This is a genomic window from Chelatococcus sp. CO-6, assembly GCF_001271345.1.
GTDB classification, from domain to species: Bacteria; Pseudomonadota; Alphaproteobacteria; order Rhizobiales; family Beijerinckiaceae; genus Chelatococcus_A; species Chelatococcus_A caeni.
The window spans coordinates 625,115-647,317 of the sequence record NZ_CP012398.1 but is presented as its reverse complement, the minus strand read 5'-3'; the positions used below and the strand labels follow the sequence as shown (position 1 = coordinate 647,317).

The window sequence follows — 22,203 nt, the reverse complement described above, 5'->3', positions numbered from 1 at the left end:
ATGGTGCCGCGGGGTCCAATCGGTCGGAAGCGCCGTTCCCGGCGGCTTCTCAGAGCTCTTCGTCCTCCTCGTCGTCCGGGCGCTTGAGCTGCTTGAGCTTGGCGAAGACGGAATCGACGTCGAGCTTTTCCTCTTCCTCCCGGCGCGGGCGCGAGGTGTCGCCGAAGGGCTGCACCTCCTCCTCGGGCGCGGTGGTGACTTCGGCCGGCAGCAGCGTCTGGTCGCTCTCGGGCGCCACCTGCGGACGGTCCTTGGCGGCGCGGGCCACCTCGAAGTCGAGATCGATCTGCGAGCACAGGCCGAGCGTGACCGGGTCCATCGGCGTCAGATGCGCCGCATTCCAATGGGTGCGGTCGCGGATCTGCTGGATGGTCGTCTTGGTCGTGCCGACGAGACGCATGATCTGCGCGTCCTTCAGCTCGGGGTGATTGCGCAGCAGCCAGAGGATCGCATTCGGCCGGTCCTGGCGGCGCGAGACGGGCGTATAGCGCGGGCCCTTCTTGCGCTTGACCTCCGGCAGCTTGACCTTGGGCGGCGCGAGCTTGAGGCGGTAGGCGGGATTGGCCTCGGCCCGGGCGATCTCCTCGCGGGTGAGCTGGCCGTTCACCGTCGGATCGAGCCCCTTGATGCCGGCCGCGACCTCGCCGTCGGCGATGCCCTTCACCTCGAGCGGATGCAGCTTGCAGAAGTCGGCGATCTGATCGAACGTCAGCGCCGTGTTTTCGACGAGCCAGACGGCGGTCGCCTTGGGCATCAGCGGTCCGGTGGACATGGTCGGCTCCTTAAGACATTTCGGCGGGCGCCTGGCGCCCCGGCCTGGCGGACACGGTTTCCCTGCGCTCCGACCCGGCGGGGCCGAAGCAATCATCGATCGTCGATGACGGGGACTGGCCGCTATATAAGCGCGTCGCGCCGATCTGGCAAATGATCGCAGAGGATCGCGGCGACGTCTTGTCGGGGCCCGCCTCTTCCCGCATTCAGCCGCCGCAGGCGGCGGCCCGCTTGAGGAGGAAAGCCCTCTCGCGCTCGTTGCGGGTGAGGGCGGCCGCCTCCTCGAACGCCTGCCTCGCCTCGGCGAGGCGGCCGGAGCGGAAGAGGAAATCGCCCCGGGCCGCCGGCAGCGGCGCGTAGTTGCGCAGGGCGTCGGCGTCGACCGCCGCGAGGAGCGCAAGGCCGGCCTCGGGACCGAAGGCCATGGAATGCGCGATGGCGCGGTTGAGGTCGACCACCGGCGAGGGCATGACCTCGCGCAGGATATCGTAGAGCGCGGCGATCCGCGCCCAATCCGTCTCCTCGGCCCGCCGCGCCCGCGCGTGGCAGGCGGCGAGGGCCGCCTGCAGGGCATAGGGCCCGCGAGCCCCGCCCAGGGCCTCGGCGCGCGCGAGGGCGGCAAGGCCGCGGCGGATGAGGAGCTGGTCCCAGCGGGCGCGGTTCTGCTCGGTCAGGGGCAGGAGCATGCCGTCCGGCCCCAGGCGCGCGGCGAGGCGGGAGGCCTGCAGCTCCATCAGCGCCAGGAGGCCGAAGACCTCCGGCTCCTCGGGCATCAGGCCGGCCAGGATGCGGCCGAGGCGCTGGGCCTCCATGCACAGCGCAGGGCGAGTCAGGTCCGCGCCGGCCGTGGCGGCATAGCCCTCGTTGAAGATGAGATAGATCACCTCCAGCACCGAGGCGAGGCGCTCCGCCCGCTCCCTGCCGCGCGGCACCTCGTAGCTCAGCCCGGCCTCGCGCAAGGTCTTCTTGGCCCGGACGATGCGCTGGGCGATGGTCGGCTCGCCCGCGAGGAAGGCGCGCGCGATCTCGTCCGTCGTCAGGCCGCCGATGAGGCGCAGCGTCAGGGCTGCGCGCGCGTCGGGCGAGAGGACGGGGTGGCAGGCCGTGAAGATGAGGCTCAGCACCTCGTCGCCGACATCGTCGTCGAGCGCCGCCTCGAGCGTCGCCACAGGATCCGCGCCGTCCTCGGCGAGATCGCGGCCGATCTCGGCGTGCTTGCGCGTGAGCATCGCGGCACGACGCAACCGGTCGATGGCCCGGCGCTTGGCCGTGGCCATAAGCCACGCGCCGGGATTCTGCGGCACGCCCGCCCGCGGCCATTCGGAGAGGGCGGCAAGGAGCGCGTCTTGCGCCAGCTCCTCGGCGAGGTCGACGTCCCGTACGATGCGGGCGAGGCCGCCGACCAGCCGCGCCCGTTCGATCCGGAAGACCGTCTCGATCGCGCGGTGGGTGTCGCTTGCCGCCATGCCTTCCGCTTAGGCGAGAAACAGGCGGCAAGGCAAGCATGGCGACGAGGGGATGCCTCAGCGTTCCGGCAGCCTCTCGCGCAGACGGTTGAGCCGCTCCCCGAATTCGGGGGCGAGCTCCTCGCCGAAATCGGTGGCATCGACCACCGGGCGGATCTCGATCTCGCTCGCCCCGGGCATAGGATTGGGGCAGCGCTTCACCCAGGCGACCGCCTCGTCCATGTCCTTGACCTCCCAGAGCCAGAAGCCGGCGACCAGTTCGCGCGTCTCGGCGAAAGGGCCGTCGATGATGGAGCGGTTGGGGCCGTCGAAGGCCACGCGCTTGCCGGCGGACGAAGGCTTCAGCCCGTCGCCGGTCAGCAGCACGCCGGCGCTGATCAGCTCCTCGTTGTACTTGCCCATGGCCTCGAGCAGCTCGGCCGAGGGGATGGCGCCGGCTTCGCTGTCCTTGGTCGCCTTGACCATGACCATCACACGCATCGTCTCGTCTCCTTGTCTTCCGGAGAGGCCCCGATGGCCTTCCTGCCCCTACGACGAGCGAGCATCGCCGGGATCGACATGGCACGCGAAATTTTTTCGGCCGAGGCCCGGTGGGGGGCGATGGGCGGGCCGCTGTCGCCCGGGCGGGTGACAATCCCGGCCGCCTCGCCGTAAACTGAGGGGTCCGCAACTGGCGACGGGAGGGAGGACATGCAGGACATCTTCGGCGACGAGCCGCGCAAGGGTCCCCTCGGCAAGAGTCCCCTCGCTCACGAGATCGGGCAGGATCTGTCGGCGCTGTCGCTCGACGAGCTCGAGGACAGGATCACGCTGCTCAAGGCGGAGATTGCCCGGCTCGAGGGGATGAGAGAGGCGAAGCAGGCTTCACGGCAGGCGGCGAACGCCTTCTTCCGCTGATCCATTCTGGATGATGGATCAGCCTGTGCCGTAGCGGGACGCGAGCGCCCTTGCCGGCCCGCAACAGCTTAACGGAGCGTTAAGGTTTCCGATTTATAACGGAAGCCATCCAGTCTTCTGGATGCCGAGTGGCTCCTGTCCACTCTGTTTGACGCCTCCCTGTTATCACTTCGGGCCGCCCCTCGGGCGGCTCTTTTTTGATGCCCGCGCGGCGGGGCAGGGCGCCTGAAGCGCCAAGAAAAGCTGATCGGCGCCAGGGGCTTGATCGCCATTGCCGCCGCCGCGGGGCAGCGAGGCCGACGCCGCGGCCGGCCCGGCATGCATGCTCTTAAATTCTGCCGCTTTCTCTCCATCGGCAGTTTCGTTAACCTATTGCTGAGGTGATTGGCGGCAAACTTGCAACGTGTCTCCCGCAACGAGTGCAACGTTCCATTTCGGAGCAGCATGGTGGCGGAACCGAGGGAGGCGCGAGGACCCATGAGCGAACAGAGCAAGCTCCGCAGCGAGCACAACGACGATACGGCCCCCATTCCCTTCGGGCGCAGCTTCGTGGCCTCCGAGGCTTTCCGGCTGCTGTTCCGCGAGGGGATGGACCTGATCGAGGAATCGGCGGCCTATCTCGACGGGCCGGGCCGCGAGGAAAGCCGCCAGTTGCAGAGGCAGGCGGCGCTCGCCTATGCCGCCGAGAGCATGCGGCTGACGACGCGCCTCATGCAGGTCGCGTCCTGGCTGCTGCTGCAGCGCGCCGTGGCGGAAGGGGAGCTGACGCCCGAGCAGGCGATGCAGGAAAAGCACAAGGTCAAGCTGACCTGGCAGAACACGCCGACGTCGGACGACCTCGTCTCGCTCCTGCCCGAGCGCATGCGCGAGCTCATCGACCATTCGCTGCGCCTGCAGGAGCGCGTGCTGCACCTCGATGCGCTCTTGAGCGGGGAAAGCCTGCTCGCCTCGTCGACGAGCCCGGTCGCCCTGCAGCTCGGGCGCCTGCAGTCGGCCTTCTCCCGGCACTGACCGCAACAGCCTCCCCTCGACAAGCAAAAGCCCCGGCGACAACGCCGGGGCTTTGCATTTGGGGAGAGAGGCGGAAGGCTCCGCCCCGCCCTTACTTCTTGCCGAAGCTGAGGCCGGCGAAACGGTTGTTGAAGCGCGAGACGCGGCCGCCGCGGTCGAGCAGCTGCTGCGAGCCGCCGGTCCAGGCCGGATGGGTGCGCGGATCGATGTCGAGGTTCAGCACGTCGCCTTCCTTGCCGTAGGTCGAGCGCGTGACATATTCCGTGCCGTCGGTCATCACGACCTTGATGAAGTGGTAATCGGGATGCGTATCGCTTTTCATGGCGGTGTCCTTGTCCAACACTGCGCCGCACGTCTCACGCCGGCAGCAGCGCATCATGACGACGACGGATATTCCTGAAGATCGCGACCCTATAGCGCAGCGCCAAGGCGGATACAAGCAGGGCAGAAAGGCCAAAATCGCCGCGGGCGATCCGGCGAGGAGGAAAGGACGGGACGATGGCAGCGGGCAGGGGCCGCACGCGTATGGAAGGCGAAGCCGCGGACGGGGCGGCGGGCGGAAGGGGCGAACGCGCGCCGATGGCGGCGCTGAAGCCGCTGGTGCCCTTCGCGCTCGCCTACCGGGGCCGCATCGCGGCGGCCCTCGTGGCGCTCGTCGTTGCCGCGGGCGCGACGCTTGCGCTGCCGCTGGCGGTGCGGCGGGTGATCGACGGCGGCTTCTCCGACCCCGACAGCGGCATGATCAATGCCTATTTCGGCATGCTCGTCATCGTCGTCGCCGTGCTCGCCGTCGCGAGCGCGGCCCGCTACTACCTCGTGACGACCCTCGGCGAGCGGGTGGTGGCGGACCTGCGCACGGCCGTCTTCCGCCATCTCCTGTGGCTCGATCCCGGCTTCTACGACAGCGCTCGCAGCGGCGACCTCGCCTCGCGCCTCGCCGCCGACACGACGCAGATCAAGGCCGCCTTCGGGGCGAGCGCCTCGATCGCGCTGCGCAACCTCTTCCTCTTCATCGGCGCGGCGACGATGATGGTGGTGACGAGCCCGCGCCTGTCGGCCCTCGTCCTTGCCGCCATCCCGGTCATTGTCCTGCCGCTCGTCGCCTCGGGGCGCAGCGTGCGCCGACGCTCGCGCGCCGCGCAGGACAGGCTGGCGGACGCCTCGGCCTTCGCCACAGAGGCGGTCGGCGCCATCCGCACCATGCAGGCCTTCGGCGTCGAGACGGCGACCGCCGGGCGCTACAAGGCGGCCGCCGAGGACGCCTTCGAGGCCGCGCGCGCCTCCATCCGCGCCCGCGCCTATCTCACCGCCGTCGCGCTCTTCCTCATCGCGGCAAGCGTCGTCGCGGTGCTCTGGTACGGCGCGCAGGACGTGCTCGGCGGGCGCATGAGCGCCGGGCGGCTGTCGCAGTTCGTGCTCTATGCGGTCTTCGCCGCCGGCGCGCTCGGCGAGCTCAGCCAGGTCTGGGGCGAGGTGTCCCAGGCGGCGGGTGCGGCCGGCCGCCTGTCGGAGCTGCTCGCCACGCGTGCGAGTGTCGCCTCGCCCGCCTCGCCGGTCGCCCTGCCGCAGCCGCCGCGCGGCACGGTGGCCTTCGAGAACGTCTCCTTCGCCTATCCGAGCCGGCCGGAGCGCTCGTCGCTGCATGCGCTCGACTTCTCGGTCGCGGCGGGCGAGCGCGTCGCCATCGTCGGGCCGTCGGGCGCCGGCAAGACCACCGTGTTCCAGCTCATCCTGCGCTTCTACGACTGCCAGGGCGGCACCGTTCTGGTCGACGGCGTCGACGTGCGCCGTGCCGATCTTGCGGCGCTGCGCAGCCGCATCGCCTATGTGCAGCAGGAGGCGGTGATCTTCGGCGCGAGCGTCGCCGACAACATCCGCTACGGCCGCCCCGATGCGTCCATGGAAGAGGTGCGCCGCGCGGCGGAATTCGCCGCCGCCGATACTTTCATCGCGGCCCTGCCGCAGGGCTACGACACCATGCTCGGCGAGCGCGGCGTCACGCTCTCGGGCGGCCAGCGCCAGCGCCTCGCCATCGCCCGCGCCGTCCTGAAGGACGCGCCGATCCTCCTGCTCGACGAGGCGACCTCGGCGCTCGACGCCGAGAGCGAGCGGCTCGTGCAGGCGGCGCTCGACCGGCTGATGCAGGGCCGCACCACGATCGTCGTCGCCCACCGCCTGGCGACCGTCCAGTCCGCCGACCGCATCCTCGTCATGGACGAGGGGCGCATCGTGGAGGAGGGCACGCACGCGACGCTCGCGGCGCGCGGCGGTCTCTACGCCAAGCTCGCCCGCCTGCAGTTCGGCGACGTGCCGGCCGAGGTGCTCGCGGCGAAGTAGGTTTTGGAGCGGAGAAGGGCGGCCTCTTCTCCCTCCCCCCACGAAGTGGCGGGGGAGGGTCGGGGTGGGGGGTGGTTCAGCAGGCAGGCGGCAGCAAATTCGGGGACGAAGGTAACGGATGCGCCGCTCAGGCGGCGCCGCCCCCACCCCTAGCCCCTCCCCGCCGCAAGCGGGGGGAGGGGGACGGGTTGCTCTAGGCCCTCCAGTCCCTCCTATACCGACCGTCACCGCTCGGTGAGCTTCAGCTCGATGCGGCGGTTGCGGCGGAAGGCGTCTTCGGTGTCGCCGAGCTCGATGGGCTGGAATTCGCCGAAGCCGGCGGCGAGCAAGTGCTGGGGCGGCACGCCCTTCTCGACGAGATACTGCACCACCGAGATGGCGCGCGCCGCCGACAGGGCCCAGTTGGACTTGTACTGGCCCGTGCCGGACAGGGGGCGCTTGTCGGTGTGCCCGTCGACGCGCAGCACCCAGGGGATGTCGGGCGGGATCTCGCCGGCGAGCTCGAGGACCGCGCTCGCGATCTTGTCGAGCTCGGCCGAGCCGGCGGGCAGGAGCGTCGCCTGGCCCGTGTCGAACAGCACCTCGGATTCGAAGACGAAGCGGTCGCCGACGACGCGGATGTCGGACCGGTTGCCGAGGATCTGCCTGAGGCGGCCGAAGAAGTCGGAGCGGAAGCGGGCAAGCTCCTGCACCCGCTGGGCGAGCGCGGTATTGAGGCGCGAGCCGAGGTCGGCGATACGCGCCTGGGATTGCTTGTCGCGGGCCTCCGAGGCCTCGAGCGCCTCTTCCAGCGCCGCCAGCTGCCGGCGCATGGCGGCGAGCTGCTGGTTGAGCAGCTCGACCTGGGCGAGGGCGCGCGCGGAAACGTCCCGCTCCGCCGACAGCGCGCCTTCGAGCTCGCCGACGCGCCGGCTGGCCGCATCGCCCTCGGCCGTGCCGCTCGTGAGCAGGCCCGAGAGGCGGCTGCGCTCGGCCTCGCTCGCCGACAGCGTCGACTGGAGGAGGGCAAGATTGTCCTGCAGCTCCTTCTTCGAGCCGCGCTCGAGGGCGAGCAGCTCGGTCAGCTCGGCGATCTGCTGGTTGAGCCGCTGCAGGGCGGTGTCCTTGCCGGAGATCTCCTGCGACAGGAAGAACTGCAGCAGCATGAAGACCGACAGCAGGAAGATGATGGCGAGAACCAGGGTCGACAGCGCGTCGACGAAGCCAGGCCAGTAATCTATCCGGCGGTCGGAACGGCGGGCGCGGGACAGGGCCATGCTAGTCGATCCGCGCGCGCTCGGAGTTCAGGCGCTCGAGCAGCATCTTGATCTCGCGCTGGTGGCTCGCCTGGGCCTCCACCCAATCGCGGATCATCTGCTGCTCGGTGCGCATGTGCTGGACGAGGCCCTGGATGCCCTCGGCGAGATTGGCCATGGCATGGGTGGCGGCCCGCCCGCTCTGGCCCTCGCCGACGGCGGCGGTGAGCCGCTCCAGCGCGGCCGCGACGTCCTGCCCGGCGGCAAGGGCCGGCGTGCCGGGCATGGCATCGAGCGTCACGTCGGCGACGGAGGCCGCGAGCCAGTCCTCCAGCTCGGTGTAGAAGCGGTTCTGCGCCTGGCCCGCCTGCAGGTCGAGGAAGCCGAGGACGAGGGAGCCGGCGAGGCCGAAGAGCGAGGACGAGAAGGAGATGCCCATGCCGCCGAGCGGCGCGGCAAGACCCGCCTTGAGCTCGTCGAAGAGGGCGCTCGCCTCCCCGCCGGTGCGCATGGACTGGATGACCTTGCCCACCGAGCTCACCGTCTCGAGCAGGCCCCAGAAGGTGCCGAGCAGGCCGAGGAAGACGAGCAGCCCGGCGAGGTAGCGCGTGATGTCGCGGCTCTCGTCGAGGCGCGCGGCGATGGAATCGAGGATGGCCCGCAGGGTCGCCGTGGGCACGCCGCCGCGGCCGAAGCGGTCGCCGATCAGCGTCGCCATGGGCGCGAGCAGCACCGGCATGTCGGCGAGGGCGACGCCCTCGCCGCTGCGGCGCAGGTTGTTGACCCAGCGCACCTCGCGGAAAAGCCGCGCCACCTGCCGCAGGGCGAGCACGATGCCGATGAGCAGCACCCCGAGGATGATACCGTTCAGCGCCGGGTTGGTGAGGAAGGCCGACCAGATCTGGCGGTAGAGCACGAAGGCGAGGAAGCCCACCAGAATGAGGAAGACGCCCATGCGGACCAGGTAGATCCGGGGGGAGGAAAGCTTGATCGAATCGCCGGCCGCCATCTCAAACCATCGGGTTGTGTCCAGAGGGACTATACACCCATGTTCGCCGGGGAATACCCGGCGATCAAGCCGGCACGCGTCGCGCCACGTGCCGACAATGGCCCTTCCTTGCACGTCTTGTCGGCATCTTCGTGACTGCGTTGCAAGGTCGCTGCGCCGCAGGAGCTGCCGCTCAGGCGCGCGCCCCCTTCAGCACCTCGAGCAGCTCGCGGTGCAGCGTTTCGTTGCCGCAGGCAATGGAGCCGCTGGCGACCGGGTTGACGCCGCCGTCGGCATCGCTCGCGAAGCCGCCCGCCTCGCGCAGGATGGCGAGGCCGGCCGCCATGTCCCAGGAGTTGAGGCCGCGCTCCCAGAAGATGTCGAGCCGCCCGCAGGCGACATAGGCGATGTCGAGCGCGGCCGAGCCCGAGCGGCGCACGCCGGCGGCGCGCACGGAGACGGCGGCAAGCTCACGGATGAGCTGGCCATGGCCGCCCTTGCCCAGGTGCGGGATGCCGCAGCCGACGAGGGCCTGCGGCATCTCGCGGCGGGCGGAGACGCGGACGCGCCTGTTGTTGAGGAAGGCGCCCTTGCCCTTCTCGGCGACGAACATCTCGTCCTTGATCGGGTCGTAGATGACGCCGGCCACCAGCTGCTCGTCGCGCTCAAGGCCGACAGAGATGGCGAAGTGCGGGAAGCCGTGCAGGAAATTCGTCGTGCCGTCGAGCGGATCGATGTGCCAGCGGTGGCTCTTGTCGCTGCCCTCGACGATGCCGCTTTCCTCCATCACGAAGCCATAGCCGGGACGGGCCTTCTCCAGCGCCTCGCGCAGCGTCTTCTCCGCCTTGCGGTCGGCGGCCGAGACGAAGTCGCCCGGCCCCTTGAGCGTCACCTGCAGCGCCTCGACCTCGCCGAAGTCGCGCTTGAGCGAGCGGGCCGCCTTCATGACGGCGTCGGTCATCACGGTGATCAGGGGGGAGCGGATCATGCCTTGGGGTCTTTCGTCACTGGAATGGCGGCCGGGCGGCGGGTTTGCCCCCGCTGCGCGGCGCGGTCAAGGGCCGATGCCGAATTCGAGGCGTTCGGCCCGTTCACGGGCGTTGTCGGCGGCAGCCTTGCGCTGCTCGTCGGTGAGGGTCTTCAGGGTGTCGTCGAGCCAGCTGTCGGCAAGGCCCGCCTGTGCGGCGAGCATGTGCCAGGTGGCGGCCTCGACCGGATCTGCCGGGCGGCCGCGGCCGGCGGCGAGGATGCGCGCCAGCCGGTTCTGGGCGATGGGATTGCCGCCCCACGCCGCACGCTCGAACCAGCGCGCCGCCTCTTCCTCGCTGCGCGCCGTGCCGTCGCCGTTGAAGAGCGCGATCGCGTATTCGACCTGGGCCGGCACGTTGTCGTTCTCGGCGGCGCGCGCCAGCCATTCGGCCATCTTGATGCGGTTGACGGGCACGCCGCGCCCTTCGCGGTAGAGCACGGCGAGCGCGTATTGCGCATCGGCGATGTCGGCTTCCGCCGCCCGTTCGAGCAGCGCCACCGCCCGCGCGTCGGCGGCTTCGGAGCGCCTCGGCAGCAGCAGCAGGGCGAGGTTGTAGGAAGCGACCGGGTGGCCCTTGCCGGCGGCCTCTTCGAGCAAGGCCTCGGCCCGGGTCCGGTCCCGGTCGAGGCCCCGCCCGTCCATGGTCAGCATGGCGAGCGCGAAGGTGGCATTGGCATCGCCCTTCTCGTGGGCGAGCCGGTACCAGGAGGCGGCCTCGTCGAAATCCCGCGGCACGGCAAGGCCTTGCGCATAGAGCTCGCCGAGCAGCGTCATGGCGGCGGCGTCGTTGCGGTTGGCCTCCACCCGCGCCGTCGCGTATTTCAGGGCCGACACGTAGAGCCCGCGCTGATAGGCGCCGTAGGCGAGGTCGCTGCGGTCGCTGGGCAGCGTCGGGATGAGCGGGGCAGCCTGCTGGGGCGTCGGCAGGAGGCGCGTACGCCCGGCCTCGGCCGGCGCGGCGCTTTCCGCGGGCGGGGGCAGCGTCGGCTGCGCGGCCGGCTGGGCGATGGCGGCGGCGGGCAGGAGGGCGGCAAGAGCGACGGCGAGGCGCAACCTCATCGTTGCGGCACCTCGGCGGAAGCAAGCGCCCCGAGCGCGCAGGCCACGGCCTTGGCGGGCCCTTCGGGGGCGGACCAGACCGCATCGCCCACCGCGACGAACTCGACGCCCGTCTCGGCGAGCGGCGTCACGTCCTCGAGCGTCGGCGCGAAGGCGACACAGGGGACCGCAAAGATCTCGGCCCACCAGGCCGTGCGTTCGACCACCTGCGCGAAGGGGGGCAGGACGGCATTGGGCAGCGGTTCGCCGAACATGACGTAGTCGATGTCCATCTCGCCCGCGACCATGGCATCGTGCTTGCCGCGCAGCCCGCCGATGCCGACGATGCGGTCGGGCTTCATGGCTTCGAGCGCCTCGCGCGCCGCCGCGATCTCGGCCGGCGAGCCGGTGCCCGTGATGTGCACACCGTCGGCTCCGCCGCGAATGGCGACGACAGGCGCGCCGGCGACGACGACGGCGGCGCCCTCGTTCTGGGCGATGGGCGCGAGCGCCTTCACCTGCTTGATGGCCGCCCGCTCGTCGCTCGCGGCGAGCCGCAGCAGCACGGCCGCGATATCGCCGACCTTGCAGGCCGCCTCGAGCTGCGGCGCGAAGGCCTCGACATCGGTGACGAGGGGGGAGACGAGATAGAGACGGGGCGTGAGGTCGGACATGGCCCTTGAGGTACCCGAGTAACGGGAGCCCGTGCCGGTCCGGTTGCAGGGCAATCCGGCCGGCTTCGGCTCCGAGGCGTCGTCGTCCGCGCCGGCTGCCGGCAGCGTGAGGTCGCGGGGGGCGACTCTAGAGCGCCGTGCCGGAAAGTGGAAACCTGTTTTTGAAACACGGAGGGCCGCCGTGCGGCGACCCTCGCGTCATGCTCCGGTCCGGGAACCGGCCGGGCATGGATCAGGCGATCTTCGGGGCGAGCTCGCCGGAGCGGTAGCGCTTGGCCATCTCCGACAGGGAGACGGGCTTGATCTTGCCGGCCTGGCCCGCCGTGCCGAACTGCTCGAGGCGCTCCTTGCAGAGCTTGGTCATCGCCTCCATCGCCGGCTTCAGATATTTGCGCGGGTCGAACTCGCCCGGGTTCTCGGTGAGGATGCGGCGGATCTGGCCGGTCATCGCCATGCGGTTGTCGGTGTCGATGTTGATCTTGCGCACGCCGTGCTTGATGCCGCGCTGGATCTCCTCGACCGGCACGCCCCAGGTCTGGGGCATCTTGCCGCCGTGCTGGTTGATGATGTCCTGCAGATCCTGCGGCACGGAGGAGGAGCCGTGCATGACGAGGTGCGTCTCGGGCAGGCGGCGGTGGATCTCCTCGATCACGTGCATGGCGAGGATGGCGCCATCCGGTTTGCGCGTGAACTTGTAGGCGCCGTGCGAGGTGCCCATGGCGATGGCGAGCGCATCGACCTGGGTCTCCTTGACGAACTTCACAGCCTCGTCCGGGTTGGTCAGCAGCTGGTCGTGGCTGAGCTTGCCCTCGGCGCCGTGGCCGTCCTCCTTGTCGCCCATGCCCGTCTCGAGCGAGCCGAGCACGCCGAGCTCGCCTTCCACCGAGACGCCGCCGTAATGGGCCATCTCGGTCACCCGGCGGGTGATGCCGACGTTGTAGTCCCAGTCGGCCGGCGTCTTGCCGTCCTCCTTCAGCGAGCCGTCCATCATCACGGAGGTGAAGCCGTGCTGCATGGCGGTGACGCAGGTTGCTTCGTTGTTGCCGTGGTCGAGGTGCATGCACACGGGGATGTGCGGGTAGAGCTCGACGAGCGCGTCGATGAGGCGGGCGAGCACCACGTCGTTGGCATACTGGCGGGCGCCGCGGCTCGCCTGGATGATGACGGGCGCGTCAACGGCATCGGCCGCCGCCATGATGGCGAGGCCCTGCTCCATGTTGTTGATGTTGAAGGCCGGCACGCCGTAGCCGTATTCGGCAGCGTGGTCGAGCAACTGACGCAGGGTGATGCGAGCCACTGTACTTCTCCGCTAGACTGGCCGGGCGGGCGTTGGCTGCCCGCCTCGTTATGGTTGCCGCGCCTCAGCCGGCGCGCAAGGCCTCGACGCCGGGCAGGGCCTTGCCTTCCATCCATTCAAGGAAGGCGCCTCCCGCCGTCGAGACATAGGAAAAGGCTTCCGCGACGCCCGCGTGGTTCAGCGCCGCGACCGTGTCGCCGCCGCCGGCCACGGAGACGAGCTTGCCGCCCGCCGTGCGCTCCGCCGCATGGCGGGCGGCCGCGACCGTGCCGGCGTCGAAGGGCGTGAGCTCGAAGGCGCCGAGCGGGCCGTTCCACACCAGGGTCGCGGCGTCGTCGATGGCCGCGCGCACGCGCTCGATCGACTGCGGGCCGACGTCGAGGATCATGCCGTCCTCGGGGATGGCGTCGAGGCCATAGGCATGCGAGGGGGCGTTCGCCTCGAAATGCCATGCCACCACCGCATCGACCGGCAGGATGATGGCGCAGTTGTGCGCCGAGGCCTTCTCCATGATCCTGAGCGCCGTCGTCGCCAGGTCCTTCTCGGCGAGCGACTTGCCGACGGGGACCCCTTGGGCGTGCAGGAAGGTGTTGGCCATGCCGCCGCCGATGACGAGGGCATCGACCTTGGTGACGAGGTTTTCGAGGAGGTCGATCTTCGACGATACCTTGGCGCCGCCGACGATGGCGACGACGGGCCGCTTCGGCGCCTCCAGCGCCTTGGCCAGGGCCTCGAGCTCGGCCTGCATGGTGCGCCCGGCATAGGACGGCAGCACATGGGCGAGACCTTCGGTGGAGGCATGCGCCCGGTGGGCGGCGGAGAAGGCGTCGTTGACGTAAAGGTCGCCGTTGGCGGCGAGCGCCTTCACGAAATCGGCGTCGTTCTTCTCCTCGCCCGCGTGGAAGCGGGTGTTCTCGAGAAGGACGATATCGCCGTCCTTCAGGGCGGCGACGGCCTCGGCGGCCGCCTCGCCAATGCAGTCCCCGGCGAAGGCCACCGGCCGGCCGACGTGCTCGGCGACCGCGGCCGCGACCGGCCTCAGGCTGTCCTTGGGCTCGGGCTTGCCCTTCGGGCGGCCGAAATGGGCGAGCAGCACCACGCGGCCGCCGTTGTCGGCGATCTCGCGGATGGTCGGCACGACCCGCTCGATGCGGGTGGCGTCGCTCACGCGGCCATTCTCCATCGGGACGTTGAGGTCGACGCGCAACAGGACGCGCCTGCCCTTCACCTGCGCATCGTCGAGCGTGCGAAAGCTCCGGGTTCCAGGGCTCGGTGTCCCATGGCTCATAATCCAATGCCTCCGGGCAGGAATTTGATGAGGGCGACGGTGAAGCTCGCGGCCAGCACCGCCGCGATGACCGCAGCGACGATGAGGGCGGAATAGCCCGGCAGGCGGGCGACGCGATCGTGCAGCGCGGCAAGGTCGCTCTGGCGGGCGAGCTCGCCAGAGAGGTTCGAGGTCGCCTGCACCTTGTCGTCGAGCCGCAGCATCAGCGCCTCACTGCGGGCGTGCTTCTCCTCGAGCCGTGCCGCCTTTTCCTCGATGCGGGCGAGCTGCTCCGCCAGGGAGCGGGCGCTCGGGGTGGCGGGGGGCGCCGGCGGGTCCTCGACGGGGGCAGGGGGAGAAGCCGGCGGCGGGGCCGGCGCAGGGGCCGGCTCGGCAGGGGCGGCGGCCGGCTCGGCGTCAGGGGCTGACTGAGGCAGAAAGGGTTCGATGCGTTGGCCACCTGTGTCGCTCATTGCGGTCTCCAGCTCGCCCCCCGTCGAACCCCTCAAGTAACGCGGGACGCGGACGTTGGGTCCGCGCCCCGATGCATTTTCAGGCCAGCTTGCCCATCGCCACGGCCGTGTCGGCCATGCGGTTGGAGAAGCCCCACTCGTTGTCGTACCAGGACATGACGCGCACGAGCGTCCCGTCCATCACCTTCGTCTGGTCGAGCGCGAAGGTGGAGGAGTGGCTGTCGTGGTTGAAGTCGACGGAGACGTTGGGGCTCGCCGTGAAGCTGAGGATGCCCTTCAGCTCCTGCGCGGCGGCGCGCTTGATGGCCTCGTTGACCTCGTCCTTCGTCGTCGCCTTGCGGGCGATGAACTTGAAGTCGATGACCGAGACGTTCGGCGTCGGCACGCGGATGGAGACGCCATCGAGCTTGCCGTTGAGCTCCGGCAGCACGAGGCCGACAGCCTTGGCCGCGCCGGTCGAGGTCGGGATCATGCTGAGGGCCGCCGCGCGGGCGCGGTAGAGGTCCTTGTGCATGGTGTCGAGCGTCGGCTGGTCGCCCGTATAGGCGTGGACCGTCGTCATGAAGCCCTTCTCGATGCCGATGGCATCGTTGAGCACCTTCGCCACCGGCGCGAGGCAGTTCGTGGTGCAGGAGGCGTTGGAGACGACGAGGTGGTCCTTCGTCAGCTTGTCGTGGTTGACGCCGTAGACGACCGTGAGGTCGGCGCCGTCAGCCGGGGCCGAGACGAGGACGCGCCGGGCGCCGGCATCGAGATGGGCCTGCGCCTTGTCCCGGGCCGTGAAGATGCCCGTGCACTCGAGGGCGATGTCGACGCCGAGATCCTTGTGCGGCAGCTCGGCCGGATTGCGGATGGCGGTGACCTTGATGGGGCCGCGGCCGACGTCGATCGTGTCGCCGTCCACCTTCACCTCGGCCGGAAAGCGGCCGTGGACCGAATCGAAGCGCAGCAGGTGGGCGTTGGTCTCCACCGGCCCGAGGTCGTTGATGGCGACGACCTCGATATCCTTGCGCCCGCTCTCGATGATGGCGCGCAGGACGTTGCGGCCGATGCGTCCGAAACCGTTGATGGCTACCCGAACCGTCATGGTGTCACTCCCTCGATCTGTTGCCGTGAGACACGGCCCGTTCGGCGAAACTGAGGCGAAGCGCGCCCGCTCAGGCGTTGTGCCTGGCGAGGACGCGCTCGACGACGGCGTCGGCCGTGATGCCGAAATGCTTGTACAGCTCCTTGTACGGGGCGCTGGCGCCGAAGCCCGACATGCCGACGAAGATGCCGTCGGGGCCGATCACCGCATCCCAGCCGAAGCGCACGGCAGCCTCGACGGCGACCTTGATCCGCGCGTTGCCGATGACGTCGCGGCGCACGTCCTCGGGCTGGGCGAGGAAGAGATCGAGCGACGGCACGGAGACGACACGGGCGGCGATGCCGCGCTCGGCGAGCAGCGACTGGGCGGCGACCGCGATCTCGACCTCGGAGCCCGAGGCGAAGAGGCTGACGACGGCCTCGCCCTCGGCGGCGGCGAGCTCGTAGGCGCCGGTGGCGCACATGTTCCAGTCGGCGAAGGTCGTGCGCTGGGCGGCGAGGTTCTGGCGCGTCAGCGCGAGGACCGTGGGGCCGTCGCGCCGCTCGAGCGCCAATTGCCAGCACTCCAGCGTCTCGACCGCGTCGGCCGGACGGAAGACGCGCATGTTCGGCATGGCGCGCAGGCTGGCGAGATGCTCGACCGGCTGGTGCGTCGGCCCGTCCTCGCCGAGCCCGATCGAATCGTGCGTCATGACGTAGATGGCCTGCGTGCCCATGAGGGCCGCGAGGCGCATCGCCGGGCGCGCATAATCCGCGAAGACGAGGAAGGTGCCGCCGGCGGGGATGAAGCCGCCGTGCAGCGAAAGCCCGTTCATGGCCGCGGCCATGCCGTGCTCGCGGATGCCGTAATGGATGTAGCGCCCGCCGTAATTGCCGGGGCTGACCGCCTCGAGGTTCTTGGTGCGCGTGTTGTTCGAAGGCGTCAGGTCGGCGGAGCCGAGCACCAGTTCGGGCACCGCGTCGGCCAGCACCCCGAGGGCCGTCTCGCTCGCCTTGCGGGTGGCGAGCGTCGGCGCCGTCTCCACGAGCTCCCGCTTCAACCGGGCGACCGCCTCGTCGAGGCCGGCGAGCGGCGTGCCGGTGATGCGGCGGGAGAACTCCTCGCGCAGCTCGGCGTCCATGGCGGCGAGGCGGGCCTGCCAGGCCTCGCGCGTCGCGCGGCCGCGCTCGCCGATGGCGAGCCAGGCGGAGCGGATGTCCTCGGGAATCTCGAAGGCGCCGTATTCCCAGCCGAGGCGCTGCTTCGCCCCGCCGAGCTCCTCGGCGCCGAGCGGCTCACCGTGCGCCTTGGAGGTGCCGGCCTTGTTCGGCGCGCCGTAGCCGATGGTGGTGCGGCAGGCGATGAGGGTGGGGTATTCGCTGTCGCGGGCGGCGGCGATCGCATCGGCGATGGCCTGCGGGTCATGCCCGTCGACGCGCGTCGTCGCCCAGCCGGCCGCCTCGAAGCGCTTCAGCTGGTCGACGGAATCGGACAGCGACAGCGGCCCGTCGATCGAGATGCCGTTGTCGTCGAAGAGGACGATGAGGCGGTTGAGCCTGAGGTGGCCGGCAAGCGCGATGGCCTCCTGGCTGACGCCCTCCATGAGATCGCCGTCGGAGGCGAGCACATAGGTGTAGTGGTCGACGAGATCGTCGCCGAACTGGGCGTTGAGCATGCGCTCGCCGAGCGCCATGCCGACCGCCGTGGCGATGCCCTGGCCGAGGGGGCCGGTCGTCGTCTCGATGCCCGAGGTGATGAAGTTCTCGGGATGGCCCGGCGTCTTGGAGCCGAGCTGGCGGAAGCGCTTGAGCTCGTCGAGCGTCACATCCGTGTTGCCGGTGAGGTGCAGCAGCGAATAGATGAGCATCGAGCCATGGCCGGCCGACAGCACGAAGCGGTCACGGTCCGGCCAGCGCGGATCGGCCGCGTCGAACTTCAGGAAGCGCGAGAAGAGGACGGTGGCGATGTCGGCCGCCCCCATGGGCAGGCCGGGATGGCCGGATTTGGCCTGTTCCACCGCGTCCATGCTGAGGGCGCGGATGGCATTGGCAAGGCGGGCGTGCTCGACGGGAGAAGTCACTGGATCGTTTCCGGTACGCTCGAAACCAGGGTCTGACTGCGCTTTCGACGCCGCTTCCGACGTGGGCCGGCACAGCCGCGGGGGGCGCGGGCTTGATAGCAGGTCATCTTTGCGAGTCAATGGAACGACGGCCGGCATGCGATTCCCCGCGCCGCCGACAGTCATCGGGTGAGATCATGGCGCGATCGCAGGCAATGCTCAATGCAGCTCTCGAGCGACTCGAGACCGCTGTCGCGGGGCTCGAGCGCGCGGCAGCACGGCGGCTCGAGCTGGAGCAGCGGCGCGGCGACCTCGAGACCGAGCTGTCGCTGATGCAGGACGACCGGGCGCGGCTCGCCGTCGAGCTCGACGGGGCCCTCGCCCGGCTGGAGCGGCTGGAGGCCGCGGCGGACGATGTGTCGCGGCGGGTCGAGCGCGCCATGGGGGCGGTCAGGACCGTCGTGGGGGCCGAGGGCCAGCCTTAACGCCAAGGGGTAAGAGCGATGCCGCAGGTTTCCGTCACCATCGCCGGGCGCCTCTACCGCATGGCCTGCGGGGAGGGCGAGGAGGCGCATATCGAGGGGCTCGCCGCCACCCTCGACGGGCGCATCGAGGAAATGCGCACGGCCTTCGGCGAGATCGGCGACATGCGCCTGCACGTCATGGCCGCGCTCACCATCGCCGACGAGCTGAGCGAGACGAAGCGGGGCCTGGCGCGGCTGGAGGGCGAGGTCGCCGCGCTGAAGGAGGCCGTTGGCGCGGGCGACGAGCGGCTCGGCGACGTCGAGGAGCGGCTGGCGGAGGCCGTCTCGACCCTCGCCGAGCGCATCGAGCGCGTGACGAAGTCGCTGACGCCCTCGGCGCAGCCGAGCCAGCCGGGCTGAGCCATCCAGGCTGAGCCATCCAGGCGGCTGTTGGCAGGGCGCGCGGGCCTCTAGCAATCTTCCCGGCGCCGTCCTATGTTTGCCGCGCGGTGCTGCGGGGTGCGTCAGGAGAACATATCCCCGGGGCCTTATCGATCCTAACGGGAGCTGTTCCTTGCCTCGTCCGTGGACTTGGCGACCACGGCGCCCACCTACGTTGTAGGTTTCCCGGGATCGATCCTCCAACGGCCATCGTGGCTCCGCACTGTCTTCATCCGCCGGCGAGGCCAGTCGACGCGTGCACGCCCTTCCCGGTTCCCCCTCCAAGGAAGAGCTGCGCCGGGCCGCCCTTGCCCGGCGGGATGAGGCGGCGCTCGACGTCGACACGATGCTGGAGGCGGCCGAGGCCCTGCGCGACAACGCGCTGACCCTGCCGGAGCTCGCTGGTGACGGCCCATTGGCCGGCTATTGGCCGATGCGCAGCGAGATCGATCCGCGTCCTATCCTGGAAGTGCTGGCCGACCGGGGAAGCGCCCTTGCCCTGCCGGTGTGCTCGCCGCAGGGGCTCGTCTTCCGGGCGTGGCAGCCATGGCAGCCGCTGGTGCCGGCCGGTTTCGGCACGCTGGGTCCGCCGGAGACGGCTGCGGAGGTGACGCCGCGCGTCCTCTTCGTGCCGCTCGCGGCCTTCGACCGGGCCGGCCATCGCATCGGCTACGGCAAGGGCCACTACGACGGGGCGATCGCCCGGCTTTCGGCCGCCGGGGCTCTGACGACGATCGGCCTTGCGCTCGCCTGCCAGGAGGTTGCGAGCGTGCCGGCAGAAAATCACGACCAGCGGCTTGACGTCGTCGTCACGGAAAGCGAAGTGATCCGCCCACAGGCGGCCTGAGCGCCGCGCGGAGTTCCGCATCCCGCCCGCCCGCAATCGGGGAGTTCACATGCGCCTTCTCTTCCTCGGGGACATCGTCGGTCGTCCGGGGCGCACGGCCGTCGTCGAGCGGCTGCCGCGCCTGCGCGAGCGCTGGAAGCTCGACCTCGTCGTCATCAACGGCGAGAACGCGGCCGGCGGCTTCGGCATCACCGAGGCGATCTGCGACGAGGTGCTCGCGGCCGGTGCCGACGTCATCACTCTCGGCAACCATTCCTTCGACCAGCGTGAGGCGCTCGTCTTCATCGAGCGCCAGCCGCGCCTCCTGCGCCCCGCCAACTATCCGCGCGGCACGCCCGGCCGCGGCGCCACCGTCGTCGAGGCCCGCAACGGTGCGCGCGTCCTCGTGATGAACGTGATGGGCCGCCTGTTCATGGATCCGCTCGACGATCCCTTCACCGTCGTGGCGCAGGAACTGGAGGCCTGCCCCCTGGGCGCGGCCTGCGACGCGGTCGTCATCGACATGCATGCCGAGGCGACGAGCGAGAAGCAGGGGATTGCGGCCTTCGTCGACGGGCGCGCCAGCCTCGTCGTCGGCACGCACACCCACGTGCCGACCGCCGACGGGCGCATCCTGCCCGGCGGCACGGCCTATCTCTCGGACGCCGGCATGTGCGGCGACTACGATTCCATCCTCGGCATGCAGAAGGACGAGCCGATCCGTCGCTTCCTGGAGAAGACGCCGGGCAGCCGGCTGGAGGCCGCGAGCGGCGAGGGCACGCTCGCCGGCATCGCCGTCGAGACCGACGATGCGACGGGCCTCGCACGCCAGGTGGCGCATGTGCGCATAGGGCCACATCTTGCGCCGAGCGGGCCGGATTTCTGGGAATAGCCGCGGCTGCGCCGCTTCCTTTATTTTCGACGAGAGGCGGCTTATAAGGCGCCCACTCATTCCAGACGGGGACGACCTCAGGGCGGCCGGGAGCGGCCCGTGGCGCCCCGCATCCGCCGGAGGACCGATGGCCGGACATTCACAGTTCAAGAACATCATGCACCGCAAGGGCAAGCAGGACGCCGTGCGGTCGAAGCTCTTCTCCAAGCTGGCGCGCGAGATCACCGTCTCGGCCAAGCTCGGCCTGCCCGACCCTGCCATGAACCCGCGCCTGCGCGCGGCGATCCTGGCGGCGCGCGCGGAGAACATGCCGAAGGACAACATCGAGCGCGCCATCAAGAAGGCGAGCGGTGGCGAGGGCGAGAACTACGAGGAAATCCGCTACGAGGGCTACGGGCCGGGCGGCGTCGCCGTCATCGTCGAGGCGATGACCGACAACCGCAACCGCACCGCCTCGGACGTGCGCTCCTACTTCACCAAGAGCGGCGGTAACCTCGCCGAGACGGGCGCCGTCTCCTTCATGTTCGATCGCGTCGGCTATGTCGCCTTCGCCGCCTCGGTGGCTTCCGCCGACGACATGCTGGAAGCGGCCATCGACGCCGGCGCCGACGATGTCGTCTCGGGCGAGGAGAGCCACGAGGTCTATTGCGAGCAGGGTGCGCTCAACGAGGTCTCCAAGGCGCTCGAGGAGAAGTTCGGCGAGCCGACGGCCTCCAAGCTCGTGTGGAAGCCGCAGAACACCATCGCCGTCGACGACGAGACGGGCGAGAAGCTGATGCGCCTCATCGGCACGCTCGAGGAACACGACGACGTGCAGAACGTCTTCGCCAATTTCGAGATCTCCGACAGCCTCCTCGCCAAGCTGAGCGCCTGATCGAGCGCGGCCGTGCGCCCGGCGCACGGCTGCTGCCCGCCGCGCGACGATGTGCGCCGCCCGACCAGCCGCTATGGATGCGCCACTGGTTTCAGCGGCGTTCCGGAGGCGTGGATGGCGGTGCATACCGAGGGCGCGGTCGATGCTACTACCGCGGCGGCGCGGGCACCCGTGCGTGACGGCCGGCTCCTCGGCATCCTCGCCGCGCTCACCGCGATCTCCATCTGGGCCGGCTGGCAGATCGCCACGCGCCACAGCGCCTCGACCAGCCTGACGCCGTTCGATCTCGCCTTCCTGCGCTACGGCGTGGCGTCGCTGCTGCTGGCGCCGGTGCTGCTGCGCAGCGGCCTCTTGCCCCGCCATGCCAATCCCTGGACGATCGCCGCCATGGTGGCCGGCGCGGGCCTGCCCTTCGGGCTCGTCGCGATGGCCGGCGCGCGCCTCGCCCCGGTCGCCCACATGGGCGCCATCATGCCGACCACCGTGCCGATGTTCGTGATGCTCTTCGGCGCGCTGTGGTTCGGCGAGCGGGCGACCCGCGTCCATCTCGTCGGCTTCGCCCTCATCCTCGCCGGCGTCGCCGCCATCATCGGGCCGAGCCTCGGCGATGCCGCCGGCAGCTGGCGCGGCGACCTGCTCTTCGTCTGCGGCGGCGCGCTGTGGGCAGTCTACACCTTCGGCATCCGCCAGAGCGGTCTGACCGGCTGGCAGGCCGCCGCCGTGCTCAACGTCTGGTCCTTCCTGCTGCTCCTGCCGATCTGGTATCTTTCCGGCGACAGCGGCTTCCTCACCGCTCCCTGGCAGGAACTCGCCATGCAGGTGCTGTGGCAGGGCGTCCTGTCCGGCGTCGTCGGCATCGCGGCCTATTCGCTCGCCGTGCGCCGCCTCGGCGTCACGGTGGCCGCTGCCTTCTCGGCGCTCGTGCCGGCCATGTCCTCCTTCGGCGGCATGCTGCTTCTCGGCGAGAGCCTCGCCCCGCTCGCCATCGGCGCCCTCGTGCTCGTGACCGTCGGCTTCCTCTTCGCGAGCGGCGCCGTCGGGGCGCTGGCGGGCGCCGGCAAGCGCCGCGGGTAAAGAGACTGGCCGTTCGCCCTTTG

23 protein-coding genes and 1 other RNA gene are annotated in these 22,203 nt (G+C 70.2%); 10 read left to right on the top strand and 14 right to left on the bottom strand.

Going from position 1 to position 22,203, the window contains the following annotated elements:
* Nucleotides 1-49: 49 nt before the first annotated feature.
* From AL346_RS03170 to AL346_RS03160, 3 genes are all read right to left on the bottom strand, one after another.
* Nucleotides 50-772, bottom strand: coding sequence for a DUF1013 domain-containing protein (locus AL346_RS03170; protein WP_019403319.1), 723 nt, complete (start codon nt 770-772; stop codon nt 50-52).
* Nucleotides 773-977: 205 nt separating this feature from the next.
* The gene (locus AL346_RS03165) at nt 978-2,237 is read right to left on the bottom strand and encodes an RNA polymerase sigma factor (RefSeq protein ID WP_019403320.1); all 1,260 of its coding nucleotides are present in this window, start codon (nt 2,235-2,237) and stop codon (nt 978-980) included.
* Nucleotides 2,238-2,294: 57 nt separating this feature from the next.
* Nucleotides 2,295-2,717, bottom strand: coding sequence for a YciI family protein (locus AL346_RS03160; protein WP_019403321.1), 423 nt, complete (start codon nt 2,715-2,717; stop codon nt 2,295-2,297).
* Between the two features lie 210 nt (nt 2,718-2,927).
* Here AL346_RS03160 and AL346_RS03155 point away from each other — a divergent pair, with 210 nt between their 5' ends.
* Both AL346_RS03155 and AL346_RS03150 read left to right on the top strand, forming a co-directional pair.
* Nucleotides 2,928-3,134 carry a DUF1192 domain-containing protein gene (locus AL346_RS03155; protein ID WP_019403323.1) on the top strand — a complete coding sequence of 69 codons (207 nt, stop codon included), beginning with the start codon at nt 2,928-2,930 and terminating at the stop codon, nt 3,132-3,134.
* 477 nt (nt 3,135-3,611) lie between these two features.
* Nucleotides 3,612-4,145, top strand: a complete 534-nt coding sequence (locus tag AL346_RS03150) for a DUF1465 family protein (protein ID WP_019403324.1) — start codon at nt 3,612-3,614, stop codon at nt 4,143-4,145.
* Between the two features lie 91 nt (nt 4,146-4,236).
* Here the strand turns inward: AL346_RS03150 and rpmE are convergent, their stop codons facing one another.
* Complete coding sequence (rpmE, locus tag AL346_RS03145) at nt 4,237-4,467, bottom strand: 50S ribosomal protein L31 (RefSeq protein WP_026015329.1); 231 nt, start codon at nt 4,465-4,467, stop codon at nt 4,237-4,239.
* Between the two features lie 176 nt (nt 4,468-4,643).
* Here rpmE and AL346_RS03140 point away from each other — a divergent pair, with 176 nt between their 5' ends.
* Nucleotides 4,644-6,482 (top strand): ABC transporter transmembrane domain-containing protein, encoded by a 1,839-nt coding sequence (locus AL346_RS03140; protein ID WP_156332665.1) that lies wholly within the window; start codon nt 4,644-4,646, stop codon nt 6,480-6,482.
* Nucleotides 6,483-6,706: 224 nt separating this feature from the next.
* On the opposite strand, the gene AL346_RS03135 is transcribed toward AL346_RS03140, so the two are convergent.
* The 10 genes from AL346_RS03135 to tkt form a co-directional block, all read right to left on the bottom strand.
* Nucleotides 6,707-7,738: a peptidoglycan -binding protein gene (locus AL346_RS03135; protein WP_019404322.1), complete on the bottom strand. Its 1,032-nt coding sequence runs from the start codon at nt 7,736-7,738 to the stop codon at nt 6,707-6,709.
* A 1-nt stretch (nt 7,739) separates the two neighbouring features.
* Nucleotides 7,740-8,726 (bottom strand): hypothetical protein, encoded by a 987-nt coding sequence (locus tag AL346_RS03130; protein WP_019404321.1) that lies wholly within the window; start codon nt 8,724-8,726, stop codon nt 7,740-7,742.
* A 172-nt stretch (nt 8,727-8,898) separates the two neighbouring features.
* Nucleotides 8,899-9,693 carry an inositol monophosphatase family protein gene (locus AL346_RS03125; protein ID WP_019404320.1) on the bottom strand — a complete coding sequence of 265 codons (795 nt, stop codon included), beginning with the start codon at nt 9,691-9,693 and terminating at the stop codon, nt 8,899-8,901.
* Between the two features lie 66 nt (nt 9,694-9,759).
* Nucleotides 9,760-10,794 carry a tetratricopeptide repeat protein gene (locus tag AL346_RS03120; protein ID WP_040405466.1) on the bottom strand — a complete coding sequence of 345 codons (1,035 nt, stop codon included), beginning with the start codon at nt 10,792-10,794 and terminating at the stop codon, nt 9,760-9,762.
* Nucleotides 10,791-11,447, bottom strand: coding sequence for a thiamine phosphate synthase (locus AL346_RS03115; RefSeq protein ID WP_019404318.1), 657 nt, complete (start codon nt 11,445-11,447; stop codon nt 10,791-10,793). The genes AL346_RS03120 and AL346_RS03115 overlap by 4 nt, the downstream gene beginning before the upstream one ends.
* Nucleotides 11,448-11,679: 232 nt before the next feature.
* Complete coding sequence (gene fba, locus AL346_RS03110; protein ID WP_026015504.1) at nt 11,680-12,744, bottom strand: class II fructose-bisphosphate aldolase; 1,065 nt, start codon at nt 12,742-12,744, stop codon at nt 11,680-11,682.
* Between the two features lie 64 nt (nt 12,745-12,808).
* Nucleotides 12,809-14,032, bottom strand: coding sequence for a phosphoglycerate kinase (pgk, locus tag AL346_RS03105; RefSeq protein ID WP_026015503.1), 1,224 nt, complete (start codon nt 14,030-14,032; stop codon nt 12,809-12,811).
* Nucleotides 14,029-14,484, bottom strand: a complete 456-nt coding sequence (locus AL346_RS25280) for a hypothetical protein (RefSeq protein ID WP_183317186.1) — start codon at nt 14,482-14,484, stop codon at nt 14,029-14,031. The genes pgk and AL346_RS25280 overlap by 4 nt, the downstream gene beginning before the upstream one ends.
* Nucleotides 14,485-14,563: 79 nt before the next feature.
* Nucleotides 14,564-15,571, bottom strand: a complete 1,008-nt coding sequence (gene gap / locus AL346_RS03095) for a type I glyceraldehyde-3-phosphate dehydrogenase (protein WP_019404032.1) — start codon at nt 15,569-15,571, stop codon at nt 14,564-14,566.
* Between the two features lie 70 nt (nt 15,572-15,641).
* Complete coding sequence (gene tkt / locus AL346_RS03090) at nt 15,642-17,630, bottom strand: transketolase (RefSeq protein ID WP_019404031.1); 1,989 nt, start codon at nt 17,628-17,630, stop codon at nt 15,642-15,644.
* 194 nt (nt 17,631-17,824) lie between these two features.
* Between tkt and AL346_RS03085 the strand changes: the two genes are divergently transcribed.
* The 7 genes from AL346_RS03085 to AL346_RS03060 all read left to right on the top strand — a co-directional run bounded on the left by AL346_RS03085 (nt 17,825) and on the right by AL346_RS03060 (nt 22,180).
* Entirely contained in the window at nt 17,825-18,094 is a 270-nt protein-coding gene (locus AL346_RS03085; RefSeq protein ID WP_019404030.1) for a DUF4164 family protein, read from the top strand.
* Between the two features lie 18 nt (nt 18,095-18,112).
* Nucleotides 18,113-18,493 (top strand): cell division protein ZapA, encoded by a 381-nt coding sequence (locus AL346_RS03080; RefSeq protein WP_019404029.1) that lies wholly within the window; start codon nt 18,113-18,115, stop codon nt 18,491-18,493.
* A gap of 86 nt (nt 18,494-18,579) precedes the next feature.
* Nucleotides 18,580-18,737: non-coding RNA, 6S RNA (gene ssrS / locus AL346_RS24470), on the top strand.
* A gap of 33 nt (nt 18,738-18,770) precedes the next feature.
* Nucleotides 18,771-19,361, top strand: a complete 591-nt coding sequence (locus tag AL346_RS03075; RefSeq protein ID WP_019404028.1) for a 5-formyltetrahydrofolate cyclo-ligase — start codon at nt 18,771-18,773, stop codon at nt 19,359-19,361.
* Nucleotides 19,362-19,410: 49 nt separating this feature from the next.
* Entirely contained in the window at nt 19,411-20,232 is an 822-nt protein-coding gene (locus tag AL346_RS03070) for a TIGR00282 family metallophosphoesterase (RefSeq protein WP_019404027.1), read from the top strand.
* 127 nt (nt 20,233-20,359) lie between these two features.
* Complete coding sequence (locus AL346_RS03065) at nt 20,360-21,106, top strand: YebC/PmpR family DNA-binding transcriptional regulator (RefSeq protein WP_019404026.1); 747 nt, start codon at nt 20,360-20,362, stop codon at nt 21,104-21,106.
* 114 nt (nt 21,107-21,220) lie between these two features.
* Nucleotides 21,221-22,180 (top strand): DMT family transporter, encoded by a 960-nt coding sequence (locus tag AL346_RS03060; RefSeq protein WP_053193257.1) that lies wholly within the window; start codon nt 21,221-21,223, stop codon nt 22,178-22,180.
* Nucleotides 22,181-22,203: the final 23 nt, after the last annotated feature.